At 44.2% G+C, this 15730-nt stretch carries 13 protein-coding genes; 9 read left to right on the top strand and 4 right to left on the bottom strand.

Annotated elements, in window-relative coordinates:
• The first annotated feature begins 161 nt into the window (after positions 1–161).
• Both pyrD and EL341_RS10555 read left to right on the top strand, forming a co-directional pair.
• On the top strand, positions 162–1172 hold the full coding sequence (gene pyrD / locus EL341_RS10560) for a quinone-dependent dihydroorotate dehydrogenase (RefSeq protein WP_047781333.1): 1011 nt from the start codon (positions 162–164) through the stop codon (positions 1170–1172).
• A 190-nt stretch (positions 1173–1362) separates the two neighbouring features.
• Positions 1363–1917: a cell division protein ZapC gene (locus EL341_RS10555; RefSeq protein ID WP_047781332.1), complete on the top strand. Its 555-nt coding sequence runs from the start codon at positions 1363–1365 to the stop codon at positions 1915–1917.
• A gap of 18 nt (positions 1918–1935) precedes the next feature.
• On the opposite strand, the gene EL341_RS10550 is transcribed toward EL341_RS10555, so the two are convergent.
• Positions 1936–3039: a YcbX family protein gene (locus tag EL341_RS10550; RefSeq protein ID WP_126467757.1), complete on the bottom strand. Its 1104-nt coding sequence runs from the start codon at positions 3037–3039 to the stop codon at positions 1936–1938.
• A 211-nt stretch (positions 3040–3250) separates the two neighbouring features.
• Between EL341_RS10550 and rlmKL the strand changes: the two genes are divergently transcribed.
• The 6 genes from rlmKL to EL341_RS10520 all read left to right on the top strand — a co-directional run bounded on the left by rlmKL (position 3251) and on the right by EL341_RS10520 (position 11904).
• Positions 3251–5419 carry a bifunctional 23S rRNA (guanine(2069)-N(7))-methyltransferase RlmK/23S rRNA (guanine(2445)-N(2))-methyltransferase RlmL gene (gene rlmKL, locus EL341_RS10545; protein ID WP_074823725.1) on the top strand — a complete coding sequence of 723 codons (2169 nt, stop codon included), beginning with the start codon at positions 3251–3253 and terminating at the stop codon, positions 5417–5419.
• 3 nt (positions 5420–5422) lie between these two features.
• Positions 5423–7327, top strand: a complete 1905-nt coding sequence (locus EL341_RS10540; protein ID WP_047781330.1) for an ABC transporter ATP-binding protein — start codon at positions 5423–5425, stop codon at positions 7325–7327.
• A gap of 346 nt (positions 7328–7673) precedes the next feature.
• Positions 7674–8876, top strand: coding sequence for a membrane integrity-associated transporter subunit PqiA (gene pqiA, locus EL341_RS10535; protein ID WP_047782669.1), 1203 nt, complete (start codon positions 7674–7676; stop codon positions 8874–8876).
• Between the two features lie 11 nt (positions 8877–8887).
• Entirely contained in the window at positions 8888–10516 is a 1629-nt protein-coding gene (gene pqiB / locus EL341_RS10530; RefSeq protein ID WP_047781329.1) for an intermembrane transport protein PqiB, read from the top strand.
• Complete coding sequence (gene pqiC / locus EL341_RS10525; protein WP_047781328.1) at positions 10513–11082, top strand: membrane integrity-associated transporter subunit PqiC; 570 nt, start codon at positions 10513–10515, stop codon at positions 11080–11082. Before pqiB ends, pqiC begins: the two co-directional genes overlap by 4 nt.
• 72 nt (positions 11083–11154) lie before the next feature.
• Entirely contained in the window at positions 11155–11904 is a 750-nt protein-coding gene (locus EL341_RS10520; RefSeq protein ID WP_074823597.1) for a MipA/OmpV family protein, read from the top strand.
• A gap of 387 nt (positions 11905–12291) precedes the next feature.
• Here EL341_RS10520 and EL341_RS10515 read toward each other — a convergent pair whose 3' ends face one another.
• Both EL341_RS10515 and gapA read right to left on the bottom strand, forming a co-directional pair.
• Positions 12292–13164 carry a D-hexose-6-phosphate mutarotase gene (locus EL341_RS10515; RefSeq protein ID WP_074823721.1) on the bottom strand — a complete coding sequence of 291 codons (873 nt, stop codon included), beginning with the start codon at positions 13162–13164 and terminating at the stop codon, positions 12292–12294.
• A gap of 102 nt (positions 13165–13266) precedes the next feature.
• A complete protein-coding gene (gene gapA, locus EL341_RS10510) occupies positions 13267–14262 on the bottom strand; it encodes a glyceraldehyde-3-phosphate dehydrogenase (protein WP_047781326.1) in 996 nt (331 codons plus the stop codon).
• Positions 14263–14622: 360 nt separating this feature from the next.
• Between gapA and msrB the strand changes: the two genes are divergently transcribed.
• The gene (msrB, locus tag EL341_RS10505) at positions 14623–15030 is read left to right on the top strand and encodes a peptide-methionine (R)-S-oxide reductase MsrB (protein WP_074823593.1); all 408 of its coding nucleotides are present in this window, start codon (positions 14623–14625) and stop codon (positions 15028–15030) included.
• Positions 15031–15104: 74 nt separating this feature from the next.
• On the opposite strand, the gene pncA is transcribed toward msrB, so the two are convergent.
• Positions 15105–15728 carry a bifunctional nicotinamidase/pyrazinamidase gene (gene pncA / locus EL341_RS10500; RefSeq protein WP_074823590.1) on the bottom strand — a complete coding sequence of 208 codons (624 nt, stop codon included), beginning with the start codon at positions 15726–15728 and terminating at the stop codon, positions 15105–15107.
• Between the last annotated feature and the right edge of the window lie 2 nt (positions 15729–15730).

Here is a 15730-nt window from a genome sequence, read left to right as displayed (position 1 = left end):
CTTGCTCGGCCACGTATATGGACGTTGATTTGTTCTCTGTACTGATAGTGGACGAAATATTCGCTGCCATTAAACTTAATTTCTGTCATTGATCATTTATTTTAACCACAGATTACTGAATAATGTGCCCCCGGTTGATAGCCGGATTTAAGGAGAGAGTAATGTTCTATCCCTTCATCAGGAAAGCGCTGTTTCAGCTTGATCCTGAACGTGCACATGAATTCACATTTCAGTTGCTTCATCGTATTAATGGTACGCCATTACAATTTCTTATTCGCCAGTCGGTGCCTGATAAACCCGTTACCTGTATGGGACTTACATTTAAGAATCCACTGGGTCTGGCGGCGGGTTTAGATAAGGATGGCGAGTGTATTGATGCATTAGGTGCCATGGGGTTTGGATCGATCGAAGTGGGTACTGTAACTCCGGAACCTCAGCCCGGAAATGATAAGCCACGGTTATTCAGGATCCTACCTGCTGAAGGCTTGATCAACCGAATGGGCTTCAATAATCTCGGCGTTGATAATTTAGTCGAGAATATAAAGAAGAGCCATTTTAATGGCATTATTGGCGTTAATATTGGTAAGAATAAAGTTACCCCGGTAGAACAAGGGAAAGATGACTATTTGATTTGTATGGATAAAGTTTATCCTTACGCGGGTTATATTGCCGTTAATATCTCTTCTCCAAATACACCTGGATTACGTACTCTGCAATATGGTGAAGCATTAGACGATCTATTAATGGCGATTAAGAATAGACAAACTGAATTAGCAAAACGCCATGCTAAATATGTTCCAATTGCCGTTAAGATCGCGCCGGATCTTTCTGAAGAAGAATTGATCCAGATTGCGGATAGTTTAATACGACATAATATTGATGGTGTTATTGCAACAAATACCACGTTAGATAGATCTCTGGTGAATGAATTAATTAATTGCGATCAAATCGGTGGTTTAAGTGGACGTCCTTTACAATTAAAGAGTACTGAAATGATCCACCGTTTAGCGATAGAGTTAAATGGGCGGTTACCTATTATCGGCGTGGGTGGGATCGATTCATTGATCTCCGCCAGAGAAAAGATAGCGGCGGGATCTTCATTAATTCAAATTTATTCCGGCTTTATTTTTAAGGGGCCAGCTTTAGTTAAAGAAATTCTTACTCATATTTAGTTTTATTTATTTTAATTAAGAGCCGGGGGTTTATTTTTTCCTCCGGTTGTTCTATATTTTAATAGTTTGATATTATATTTATCACTTCGGTTATGAATATCTCATTTTTACTACGCTAATAGGCGATATTTAATGTAGCCATAAGCCGTAAAAATACATTCATTTTGTTTTATAGTTTAAGGAAAGAATAATGAGGATTAAGCCAGACGATAACTGGCGCTGGTATTTTGATGAAGAACACGATCGATTGATGTTAGATTTATCTAATGAAATGATTTTTCGTTCGCGTTTTTCTACCAAGATGTTGACGCCTGATGCGTTTACCGAATCCGCATTTTGTGTTGACGATGCCGCGCTATTTTTTGAATTGGAAGAATGCTGCCGTTGCTTGCCTTTAACTAACGATCAGCGTGCAGAGTTAACGCTAAATGCGCTATCGGCTCATCGCTTTCTTAAACCGCTGATGCCTAAAAGCTGGTATTTTGTTCAGCAGGGTGTGGATCTCCAGCCTAAGTGTGGCGACCTGGTAGCCGTTACCCTGATTGAAAATGGTGAAACCGCTATTTTGCTGGTGGTCGATGCCGGTGAGAACGCCAGTCTGTGCCTGGTAGCTCAGTCTTACATGGCGCTCTCTGGTAAATGTCTACAGTTAGGTGATGCGATTAAAGTAATGCATGACAGAATGATGACCGTAGTGATTGAGAATACTGATTCACAAAGCCATTCATTGGCACGAGCCGTATAAATAAACTAGCTTAAATTATTAAGCTAGTTTGATATTGCCTTTAGGTATGCAGCTACAGGCAAGGACAGACCCATCTCTTTTGATTGCCCCTTTTCTTAACGCACTGACTTCCCCTGTTTCCAGCTTGATTCTACAACATCCACAAATACCCGCCCGGCAGGAATAAGGAATCTGGATACCATTTTGTTCCAACTGTTCCAGTAATACCTGTTGATTATTACCGAGGAAAGTATGTTCGCCATAGCTGATAACCACATCTTTGGGCTCAACGCTTTCTTGTTCTATGGTTTCTATTGGTTGACTGGATTTATACACTCTGGCGGGATGGGTTGCCAGAATCTCGATTTTATCCCCCAGTCTTACCACACCACTATTACGGGCAATCAGGTTTTGACCAAAATCAACATCGCCATTTTCCGCAGTTCTAAACTGTTGCAGGGTGCGTAACGGTTCACCTTGAGGATGTTTACGCCCATTTTCAGTGTTTACCGTGGTTAGAATACAGCGGCTACAGGGCTTAACCAGATCGAAAATAACCTCTCCAATACGAATGGTTTGCCAGTTATCTTCGGCAAACGGAGCGGCATCGCGAATAATTAAATTTGGCCGAAATTGCTCAATCACAATATTGCTGGGACAACGAGCTTGTAGTGCCTGAAAAGAGGTTTCATTAATCAACAGATAGGGAAAGCCATCAGCAAATGACAGCGGTGTTTCCGGACGATTTTTTACCCGACGGGTTAGCTCAGGCCCAACCCAACGTAGTTGAACCGTGTGGCGCAGATAGCTGCTGAGCCATTGGTTGATACTTTCTGGGGCAATATGGGCAGAAAAATGATTACCCCAGACTTCCGTGGGTGACATATCAGCAGAGAAGTCGCTAAAAGCGACGGTTTGATGTTGGCCATCAGGGGCAGTGATGGAAATACCGTTAATCAACAGAGCAGGAATAAAACGAACCAACTGCGGATATTGTCGAGCAGTAATAAAAGTCCCGTCAGGATCGGTCACCATAAAAATACGGTCAAAGGCTAAGCCGCTTTCGCCAACCTGAGCATGGGAAAGTTCCAGCCCGCGCATTGATTTAACCGGGTGTACATATAAACGGGAAAGAGTAACCACGCGAAAGCTCCATTGATGACTTAATGAATGTACTGATTTCTGCTGCTAAGGGCTTGGTCTGAGTGAATAAATGGCAGGGTTGCCAGGATCCAGTAACCAGAAAGACCCAACGGATTGGAGAATTCAGTAATAAATAAAGGGTAACTTTATGACAAAGCGCATGGATTGGCTATAATGCAGCACTATTTTTATTATGTGGTGTTATGACGTTATGATCTCTCTGTTTGCCAGTACGGCGCGTGGTCTGGAAGAACTATTAAAAACTGAGCTAGAAGCGCTGGGAGCAAGTGCCTGTAAAGTGGTTCAGGGAGGCGTGCATTTTGAAGGCGACGAACGCCTGATGTATACCAGTTTGCTATGGAGCCGGTTGGCTTCGCGTATTCTTATGCCGTTGAATGAATTCAAAGTATACAGCGATATGGATCTGTATCTTGGGGTGAATGCGATCAATTGGCCAGCGATGTTCGGTGTAGATAAAACCTTCGCGGTTAATTTTACCGGCACTAACGAAGAAATTCGTAATAGCCAATATGGTGCGCTGAAAGTAAAAGATGCGGTGGTTGATAGCTTTACACGTAAGGTTCAGCAGCGTCCGAATGTTGCTAAGCTACAGCCAGATATTCGAATTAATGTTTTCTTGCAGAAAGAGCGAGCCAGCGTTGCTATCGACTTAAGCGGCGATGGATTACATCAACGTGGTTATCGTGATGCTGCGGGGCTGGCGCCGTTAAAAGAGAATTTGGCGGCGGCGATTGTGATGCGTTCTGGCTGGCAGCCGGAAACGCCGATGGTTGATCCGATGTGTGGTTCAGGTACGTTGTTGATTGAAGCGGCTATGATGGCTGCTGATATTGCACCAGGTCTGCGTCGGGATTACTGGGGCTTTAATCAGTGGCTGGGTCATAACGCGGAACTATGGCGTGAGTTATTAGCAGAAGCTCAGGTTAGGGCGAGCCGTGGGGTCAATAACACCCAATCTCGTTTTTATGGCTATGACCACGATCGTCGAGTGATTGAAATTGCTAAAGTCAATGCGCGTCGGGCTGGCGTTGCCAGTTTAATCCATTTTGAAACGCAAGAACTAACACGTCTGGTCAATCCATTACCTGCGGGAACGCACGGTACGGTATTGAGCAACCCTCCTTATGGTGAACGTTTGGACAGTGAACCGGCATTGATTGCTTTGCACAGTGCCCTTGGCCAAATCATGAAACGTGATTTTGGTGGTTGGAATCTTTCACTGTTTAGTGCTTCACCGGACTTACTTAGCTGTTTGCAGTTGCGAGCGGGACGTCAGTTTAAAGCGAAGAATGGCCCTCTGGATTGCGTACAGAAAAATTATCAGTTGTCGGAGAATATGCGCCAAGGTGCTGACAGTCAGGAGAATAAGATTGCTGGACATGAACAGCCTCCTGAACAATCGGTGCAGATCGCCGCTGACTTCGCTAATCGCCTGCGTAAAAATGTCAAAAAATTGGACAAGTGGGCGAAACAAGAAGGTATTGAATGTTACCGTCTGTATGATGCTGATTTACCAGAATATAATTTAGCATTGGACCGCTATGGCAGTAAGTATGTGTTGCAGGAATATGCTCCACCGAAAAGTGTCGATCCGCAAAAAGCTCGCCAACGTTTGTTTGATGCGATTAACGCCACGCTGGCGGTGTTAAATTTACCGGCCAGCGCGCTGATCCTTAAAGTGCGTGAAAAGCAAAAAGGCAAAAGCCAATATGAAAAACTGGCGCAAAAAGGTGAATTTTTCCTGGTTAACGAATTTGGCACTAAACTGTGGGTGAATCTGACCGACTATTTGGATACCGGACTGTTCCTCGATCATCGTATTGCGCGTCGTATGCTAGGACAGATGTGTAAGAATAAAGATTTTCTGAATCTTTTTGCCTATACCGGTTCTGCCAGCGTGCATGCGGGTGTCGGAGGTGCGCGCAGTACCACTACGGTTGATATGTCGCGTACTTATCTGGAGTGGGCAGAGCGCAATCTGCGGGCGAATGACCTGACAGGCCGACAGCATCGTCTGATTCAGGCTGACTGTTTAGGCTGGATGAACCAGACAAATGAACAGTTTGACGTGATTTTTATTGATCCTCCTACGTTCTCTAACTCCAAGCGTATGGAGAATAGCTTTGACGTTCAGCGCGATCATTTAGCGCTCATGACCGATCTAAAGAGAATGCTACGCCCGCGGGGAACCATCATGTTCTCAAACAATAAGCGTGGTTTTAAGATGGATCTAGACGGCTTAGCCAAATTAGGGTTAACGGCGCAAGAGATATCAGAAAAAACGCTGTCTACCGATTTTGCTCGTAACCGACAAATCCATAATTGCTGGCTGTTAAGCCATGCTAATGAAGGTAAGTAACCGATGTCTTTAATTAATATGTCCGGCGCATGGCTGTCATTTAGCGATGCGCCTTTACTGGATAACACTGAACTGCATATTGAACCCAATGAGCGGGTTTGTCTGGTTGGCCGTAACGGAGCTGGAAAATCTACCCTGTTGAAGATTCTCAACAAGGAGTTACCGTTGGATGATGGCCAGTTGATATTTGAACAAGATCTGGTGGTTTCTCGCCTGCAACAGGATCCTCCGCGTAATGTTGCGGGAAGTGTGTTTGATTTTGTGGCCGAAGGAGTAGAGAAGCAGGCTGGGCAATTAAAAGAGTATTATCATCTGTCCCAGATCATCGGGCAGGATCCCAGCGAACAGAATCTGAACAAACTGGCTGTCTTACAGGAAGAACTGGATCATCAGGGAGCTTGGCTGATCGATAGCCGAATAAGAAGCGTGTTGGCTAAGTTAGAGCTATCGGCTGATGCGTTGCTCTCTTCGCTGTCGGGCGGTTGGTTACGTAAAGCTGCACTGGCCCGAGCACTGGTTTCTGAACCTGATGTTTTATTGCTGGATGAACCGACTAACCATTTGGATATTGAAACGATCTCGTGGTTAGAAGAATTTCTGAAAGAGTATCAGGGCAGCATTATTTTTATTTCCCATGACCGTTCATTTATTCGCAATATGGCAACGCGCATTGTCGATCTGGATCGCGGCAAGCTGGTGTCATGGCCAGGTAACTACGATCTTTATCTTCAAGGTAAAGAAGAAGCGTTACGAGTCGAGGAGCTACAAAATGCCGAATTCGATCGTCGCTTAGCGCAGGAAGAGGTTTGGATCCGCCAAGGGATTAAGGCGCGTCGAACGCGTAATGAAGGCCGCGTTAGGGCATTAAAAGCGATGCGTAATGAGCACGCAGCGCGTCGTACCACTATGGGTACGGCAAAAATGCAAGCGGAAGAGTCCCTGCGCTCCGGAAAAATTATTTTTGAGCTGGAGAACGTTAGCTATAGCGTTGGTGGAAAAACGTTGGTCAAAGACTTCTCTGTTCAGGTGCTACGCGGTGACAAAATTGCCCTGATTGGACCGAACGGTTGTGGTAAAACCACCTTATTAAAATTAATGCTACAACAGTTAAAACCTGACAGTGGTACAGTGAGTGGTGGTACCAAACTCGAGGTGGCCTATTTCGATCAGCATCGGGCTGAATTGGATCCGGATAAAACCGTGATTGATAATCTGGCAGATGGCAAACAGGAAGTAATGGTTAATGGCCGTTCACGCCATGTATTGGGTTATCTACAGGACTTCTTGTTCCATCCTAAACGGGCCATGACGCCAGTGAGGGCTTTATCCGGTGGGGAAAGAAATCGACTGTTGTTAGCTCGTTTATTTTTAAAACCGAGTAATTTACTGATTCTGGATGAACCAACTAACGATCTTGATATCGAAACACTGGAGCTATTGGAAGAACTGCTGAATGATTATACCGGTACCGTGTTGCTGGTTAGTCACGATAGGCAATTTGTTGATAACTCAGTGACCGATTGTTGGATTTTTGAAGGTCAGGGCGTGATAAAACAGTATGTTGGTGGGTATTTTGACGCTCATCATCAACAGGCCAATGTGCAAACGTTGAAGGCTCCAGCTTTCGCGGAAGAGGCTAAGCCTGTCGTTCAAAAAAATGAAGAGAAAAAGCGTACGGCCAGTAAGCTAAGCTATAACCAACAGCGTGAGTTGGAAGGGCTACCGGCTAAAATTGAGCAGTTGGAAGCTCAGGTTGCTACATTACAGGCTCAGGTTGGTGATGCTTCATTTTTTAATCAGTCTCATGAAGTAACACAAAAGACATTGATGGATTTAGCGACGGCAGAGAAGGCGTTTGAAGATGCTTTTCTCCGCTGGGAAGAGCTTGAATCGCAGAAAAATGGTTAATAAGCGCGTATTGAAATGTCACATTAGCAAATAGATACGGCGGTGACGGTAGCGCTCAAAGCTAATGAAAGCGTTTAATATTGTGTTACACCTATCATTCTTGGTGATGTGTGATGAAATAAATTACACATCACCAGTCTTGGTATTTTCATTTAATCGTATTAATTTGTTCGTAAATGATGGATTCTCTTTCTGACAATAAAAGGTGGTAGTTATGTGTACAGATGCAGGCTGTTCTCATGCATCGCTGCCACGGGCGGATGTTAAGCAAACTGGCAGTGGAAAGCCGCATGCAGTAGTGGAAGAAAAAACGGACAAGCTGGTTTTATGCCCACAGTGTGATTTGATGGTGCAACTGCCGGATATTCAAGAAGGGGATAAGGCCGTTTGTCCTCGCTGCCACACTACGCTCAGTGCTCGGTGGGTTGAGCCAGTATTACAACCTGTTACCTGTGCGGCCAGTGCCCTGATTATGATGTTATTTGCCAATTTATTTCCGTTTATCAATATGCGGGTATCCGGCATTTATAATCAGATTCGATTGATTGAGATCCCTCAAGCGATGGTCAGCGACGATTATGCTAGCTTGGCCACACTATTCGTTATTTTTGTGCAACTGATACCCGCATTTTGTATGGTGGCGATTATCCTGTTGTGCCTTAAGGTGAAGCTGCCTTATCGCTTAAAAGTGATGATGGGGCGGATGATTTATCAGGCTAAAGTCTGGTGCATGGTTGAGATATTTTTAGTCGGCGTCTTGGTGAGTTTCGTTAAGTTAATGGCTTACGGTGATATTGGTATCGGCGCCAGTTTTATACCCTATTGTTTGTTTTGTTTACTGCAGGTAAGAGCATTTCAGTGTTTGGATCGTTATTGGCTTTGGCAGAATATTCAGTCGCCTCCTCCTTTAACCAAAACACCTCAAGTTGGCCTGTCTGGCTTAGAGCAAGGTTTGCGCTCTTGTCCATGTTGTATGGCGATTCTACCCGCAGAGGAAACTAAGTGTCCACGTTGTCATACCGTTGCACATGCTCGGCGTGCCAATAGCTTGCAGTGGACTCTCGCGTTATTGCTAACCTCGGTTATTATTTATATTCCGGCCAATATATTACCGATAATGGTGACCGAAGTACTGGGAAATCCATCAGCATCCAACATTATGTCCGGAGTTATTTTATTGTGGCAGGATGGTTCATATCCGGTTGCCTTGGTGATATTTATTGCCAGTATTATGGTGCCTACTTTGAAGATTCTGGCCATTGCCTGGCTTTGCTATGACGCATCGGATAAAGGAAAGTCAAACAATCATCTCGATCGGGAAAAGATGCATTTTATTTATGAAATTGTTGAATTCGTTGGTCGTTGGTCAATGATCGATGTATTTGTGATCGGTGTATTATCTGCACTGGTTCGTATGGGAAAATTGATGAGTGTTTATCCAGATGTTGGTGCAATACTGTTTGCGATGGTGGTTATTTTGACCATGTTTGCGGCTATGATGTTTGATCCCCGTCTTTTGTGGGATCGTAATAAAGTGACTAATAAATAAGGAGCCTGATTGTGCAGGATAATTATCAGGACGTAGCAAAAATTGAAAAAATAAAGCGCTGGTCGCCGGTGTGGATCATTCCTATTGTCACCGTACTTATTGGTGCATGGATTCTGTTTTACCATTTTAGTACACAAGGGCCAAAGGTCACCTTAATTGCGGTATCTGCTGAAGGTATTGATGCGGGAAAAACGGCCATCAAAAGCCGTAACGTTGATATCGGGATGGTAGAAACGGTTAACTTAAGTGAGGACTTAAAGCAGGTTATTATCACGGCTCGCCTCCATGATGGTATGGAAAAACTACTGAACAAAGGTTCGGTATTTTGGGTTGTGAAGCCACAGATTGGTCGAGAAGGGGTCTCGGGTTTAAGCACGCTGTTATCCGGTGCGTATATTGAATTATTACCGGGGCAGGATAAGCAGGTAGAAAACGAATTTACTCTGCAAGACGCTGCTCCTTTAGCCTCTTCAGATACCAAAGGTTTGCGTATTGAACTGGAAAGTAAACAACCCAGTCGCCTGAATGCCGGTGATCCGGTGCTGTTTCGTGGTTTTCGCGTAGGGACCGTTGAAAGCAGCGAGTTTGACGCTAAAGAGCGTGTGATGCGCTATAAGCTGTTTATTATGGACGCTTATCGTGGTCTGGTGACCAGCAACGTGCGTTTTTGGCAAGATAGCGGTATTGCATTTGATATGTCATCTCAGGGGGTTCGGGTTGAGATGGCTTCACTGGATACGTTAGTGACCGGTGGAGTCAGTTTTGATTTACCAAACGGCTGGTCGATGGGCGATCCGGTAAAAGACTTGGATGAATTTGAGCTTTATGCCGATCAGAAAAGCATCCAGGAATCGTTATATACCCGACATGAAGATTTCTTACTCTATTTTGAAGATTCTATTCGCGGTCTGATTCCCGGCGCTCCGGTCGAGTTTCGTGGTATCAGAGTGGGTACGGTTTCGGAAGTGCCGTTCTATATGCCTGAATTGAAAATGACCAAGAATAAGAACTACTACGTTCCGGTGTTAATTCGTATTGAACCGGATAGAATTCAGAATCGTTTTGGCAAAGATTTCGATCTGAAGGCTCATTTACTTTCCTCAGTCACTGATAACGGGCTAAGAGCATCATTAAAGACGGGCAACTTGTTAACCGGTTCTCTGTTTGTCGATTTGGATTTCTATCCTGATGCTAAACCGTGGAAAGGGCCGAAAGAGGTTTACGGACATCCATTGATTCCATCGGTAAGTGGTGGGTTGACCGAAATTCAAAAACGTCTGATGCAGGTTTTGGATAAAGTTAATAATATGCCGGTTGAGCCAATGTTGGCTGAAATGACGCAGACATTGAAAGAAACCCGCAAAACTATGGCTAGCTTGAATGCTATTCTTTCCAGTAAAGAAACCAATAACTTACCGAAAGATATGCAGAAAACGCTTAATGAACTGAATCGCAGTTTGAAAGGATTCCAACCGGGATCGACAGCATACAGTTCTATGGTTTCTGATATGCAGCGTCTCGAACAGGTGATGCGCGAATTACAGCCTATCTTGCAGAAATTAAACCAAAAGAGTAATGCACTGGTATTCGAAGCGCCAAGTGCTAATGATCCTCAGCCCAAAAAGGCCAATAGCAAATGATGAAAAAGAATATTATAGCCATTGCGCTGCTATTAAGTGCTTGTAGCAGTCAGACTCAGGTATCTTATTATCAACTGCCAGCGGTTGCGGCTAAAACAAACAGCGTAGCTGAAATTGCGGTTAATTCCGGTAAGCAGCTTTGGATTGAAAATGTCACTGTTGCGGACTTCTTGACCGGAACTGGCATTGCTTATCAGACCAGCGATGTAAAATACACGATTGCTAATAATAACTTATGGGGCAGTGGCCTTGAGCAACAGCTAAAACAATCGTTGACCAATAATCTGAACGCGCTACTTAGCGGATGGATTGTATCCGCTCAGCCGATTGGTGGTAGTAGCGATATGGATATTTTACGCGTCACGATTAATGGTTTCCATGGTCGTTATGATGGATATGCTGTGGTCAACGGTTACTGGATATTGCAGCGCGGTGAACAAATTACTCGTAGGCCGTTTGATATTGAGATGCCATTACAAAAAGATGGCTATGATGAGCTAGTGCATACCTTAGCTAAGGCTTGGCAGCAGGAAGCTGAAGCTATTGCTAAGTCATTAAACAATTAATGGAAAGTAATTAAGATAGTAACGTAATGGTTAGTGTGATTGTTTGCGTTACTGAAACAAACGGAGATAGTAATGAGATCGAGTAATGTTTTTTTAAGTTCGTGTGTATTGGGAATGGTTTTGGTAGCGCCGGCTGCAAATGCGGATACATGGTCATTAGGGGCCAGTGCGGCTATTGAAATGTATCCTTATAAAGATGTTGATAACGACGTTTTACCGTTTCCAATGATCGGTTATGAAGGGGATAATTTCTTCTTCCGCGGCGCTGTTGCTGGCACCTATCTTTGGAAAGATGCAGAAAACCAACTGTCTCTGGATGTTTATTATTCACCTTTGCATTTTCGCCCAAGTAAAAGTGATGACCACCAGATGAAACAGCTGGATAAGCGCCGTTCCACGATGATGGGTGGAATAGGATATAAGCATATTGCTGATTGGGGTATTCTCCGTACCTCTATTGCTGCTGATATGCTGAATACCAGTAATGGATTACGTGCTGAAGGTGCGTATTTATACGCTTTCAATATTGATAACCTGAAGTTGACACCGGGAGTAGGTGTTAGTTGGTATAGCAGTAACTTTAATGATTACTACTATGGTATTTCAGGGCATGAATCTCGCCGTAGCGGTCTGGAACAATATAATGCGGGTAGCAGCTGGTCTCCTTACGCTGAATTAACTGCGAATTATCGCTTTAACCCGAACTGGAGTGCATTTGCCACTGCGCGATATACGCGTTTAGACAGTGAAGTAAAAGATAGCCCAATGGTTGATAAGTCATATACCGCCTTGATCGCTACCGGTATTACTTATACTTTCTAAAAGATTAAAGCTGACTTGTTTATCGTTGAGGCTGATTTATCTGTTATGTGGATTGGTTAAGACCATGTGATGAGTGAGTTTTGTCTTTTTCCCTTTCTATTGAGCGCTGGAATTCAGCCGACAACTGAGAGAGGGAGCACATCCAGCAAGGATGCAGGATGAGGCGCTGCTTCGTCAGGAACGAATCAGCGCCGGTGCGTTAACCCGAGCGAAGGCGGAGGGGAGTTGCGCAGCGACCTGGATTCGGGGGCGAAGGCGTGGAGTGCAGAGGCGCTCGCCTTAGCGCCTCTGCTCGGCCACGGACACCTATGTTGATTTATTCTCTGTACTAATAGCGGCCGAAATTTTCGCTGTTATTAATTTTAACTGACAAGCATTTCAACCCAATTAATTCCTACGACATAAAATAATCGATGACAGGCGCTGTGGTCTATCATTACGCACATCCACAGGATTACTAACGCTGGCAGTTTCTACACAAACCATGGTTTTATATCCGTCATTTTCCATATCACTCATGCCACTGGCACCTTCTGCGCCGGGATTCCAGGTAACAACATCAGTCGCATTGCGGTGATGAATTTCAATGGAACGGCCAGCAACGGGATCCTGAATCAGGCTGACGGATTCTGGCTGAGTATAAATGCGATCGATGGGGCCGTTAAAGGTTAACGCCTTCTCAGTGGAATCATGTTCACCACCAATCACTTTATCCATGTAGTGACCACCCAAGCCTGAAACATTAACCTGGCTAATATCGGCAATGTTCAAATAGGTATGCAAAGCGCAAGTGACAGGATAATCACCGTGAGATTCCAACTCGATTTCGCAGGTGGTGTTGATTTTTATTCGCGCGATTAAACGAAATGCATAAGGCCATATTTGGCGGGTATGTGGATTATCTTCCAGTGAAAACGTCAACCAGACGCCATCTTCATTTTCACTGTGCTCAGTTAATTGCCAAAGCTCATTTCTGGCAAAGCCATGAGAAGGCGTCCCTGCTTTGCCAAACCAAGGCCAACAAATAGGAACGCCACCGCGAATAGCGGCACCGGTTTTAAACTGGCTGGATTGACTTAGCCATATGACAGGCATTTCACCCTTGGGCTGCCACGATAGCAGATGCGCGCCTTGTAGAGCGATAGCCGCAGTTGCTTTTGGATGGTTAATCACGATGATGGATAAATCATCTTTTTTGCGTAGCGTTAGAGAAGGTGTGAGTTGTTGTTCTATTGGTAGAGAGAAAAGAGAGTCTGACATAGCGTTGGCCTTTTTATCATACTTGAATTGCAGCATAGTATAGCGCCAATAAAAAGGGCAGCGGTTAAGCTGCCCTCTTAAAATCAGATGTGACTCACTATCTTATTTAGATACGTGAGCAATCAGGTCTAATACTTTGTTTGAATAACCGATTTCGTTATCGTACCAAGCAACAATTTTCACGAAGTTATCGTTTAAAGAGATACCGGCTTTAGCATCAAATACAGAAGTGCATTTTTCGCCTAAGAAGTCAGTTGAAACTACGTCGTCTTCGGTATAACCCAGCACGCCTTTCAATGGACCTTCAGCAGCGGCTTTCATGGCTTCACAGATTGCTTTGTAAGAAGCTGGTTTCTCGATACGAGCAGTTAAGTCAACAACAGAAACGTCTGGAGTTGGAACGCGGAACGCCATACCTGTTAATTTACCGTTCAGAGCAGGAATAACTTTACCTACTGCTTTAGCTGCACCGGTAGATGAAGGGATAATGTTCTGAGCTGCACCGCGGCCGCCGCGCCAATCTTTGTGAGATGGGCCATCAACAGTTTTCTGAGTAGCAGTTGTTGCGTGTACAGTGGTCATTAACGCTTCAACAATGCCGAACTTATCGTTCAGTACTTTAGCAACAGGTGCCAGGCAGTTAGTGGTACAAGATGCGTTAGAAACGATATCCTGACCAGCGTAAGTTGAATCATTCACGCCCATAACGAACATTGGTGTGTCGTCTTTAGAAGGACCGGTTAACACAACTTTCTTCGCGCCAGCAGTGATGTGCTTACGAGCGGTAGCATCGTCAAGGAACAGGCCAGTTGCTTCAGCAACAACGTCAACACCAATTTCGTTCCATTTCAGGTTTGCTGGATCTCTTTCAGCAGTCACGCGAATTTTTTTACCATTAACGACTAAGTGACCGTCTTTCACTTCAACGGTACCTTTGAAACGGCCGTGAGTTGAATCGTACTTCAGCATGTATGCCATGTACTCAGCATCGAGCAAGTCGTTAATTCCAACGATTTCAATGTCAGTGCGCTCTTGTGCAGCACGGAATACGAAGCGACCGATACGGCCAAAACCGTTAATACCTACTTTGATAGTCATATTGTTCCACCAGCTTGTTTGTTAGTGAATGAAGTGAATTTCATAACCTACCAGTAAAATTACAAAAACCTTGCAAAACGTCAAGCGGAATCGTGTCAATCATTGTTAGCAATCACAAAAAAAATGCTAAATCACTATGCAGTAGACACAAAGAACTGCTGTTTTTTTGTACTTTAATGGTGGTTCATCGGGTGCCGATTCGATAATTATAACCCTTTTCAGGGGGAATTTGGTAATTATTGGTGGTGGATGGCAATGAATGACGTTTTAGTGAATAAATTCCCTGCTTCGTTGTTAATTTATTGTTATAATTGGCGCGGAAATTAATTTTTTGCCCGCATGCAGGTATAGGGGAAATATATGGCTAACAAATTGAATAATAAAGTTAACCAGCTGACAGAGCTACAACGGTTTGTTACGCAGGATCGAGGAACAGAATCACCCTATACAGGGCATCTTTTACATAATAAAAAGTTAGGGACTTACTATTGTATTTGCTGTGATTCTCCACTTTTTTATTCTGATACTAAATTTGATTCTGGCTGTGGCTGGCCGAGTTTCTTTCAGGCTATTTCACCGGAGGCTGTTCGTTATCTTGATGATAACTCTCATAATATGCATCGAGTGGAAATTCGTTGTGGCCATTGTGATGCCCATTTAGGACACGTGTTTCCAGATGGACCTCCGCCAACTGGAAAACGTTACTGTATCAACTCTGCATCGATGAAATTTGTTGATGAACAAACCGGAGAAGAGAGTATTGGCTGATTTTTAGCGAATAATTAACAAAAACGATTCAGCAAGAAACGGTGTTTTTTCATTAACGCTAAAGAATCCTTGAATTAAAGCTGCTGTAGCTGAATGATTTTTGCGCCTTGCTCCATCATATCTGTCAGGGCTTGTTCACTATCGGTTGGCTGTAGATTAACGCCTCGACAGCCGGCAGCGAGAACTTCAACTTGATAACCTAATTCCAGACCATCGAGAACGGTGAATTTAACACAGTAATCAGTGGCTAATCCCATAATAACCAGTTGACGGATATTCTGTTCCGTTAGCCAGTCATGGAGTGGTGTGGAGGAGCGTTTATCATTGTCAAAGAAGGCGCTATAGCTATCCGTTTCGCTATTTTGACCTTTATAGATCAAGGTGGTTATCTGCTGTTGTTCGAGTTTTTCATGTAAAGATGCGCCATGGGTATTTTGAACGCAGTGTACCGGCCACCATATTTGAGGCAAGCCGTTCAGCAAGCCTGACTCTCCGATTTGGCCGCCAGAATTAACGGCAAAACTTTTGTGATTTGCCGGATGCCAATCAAGAGTGGCAATAATTGGCCAGCCACGCTGATGAAAAACATGGATAGCTTGATTGGCGACATGAATAACCTCATCGCCATCAGGAACGGCTAATGCGCCATTCAGGCAAAAATCATGTTGTAGGTCAACCAGAAGCAAGGCCTTCTTCATTG

This window comes from Pragia fontium (assembly GCF_900638655.1).
Classification (GTDB): Bacteria; Pseudomonadota; Gammaproteobacteria; order Enterobacterales; family Enterobacteriaceae; genus Pragia; species Pragia fontium.
Note: the sequence above shows the minus strand (reverse complement) of the source record. Positions and strands in the feature narration are given on the sequence as shown.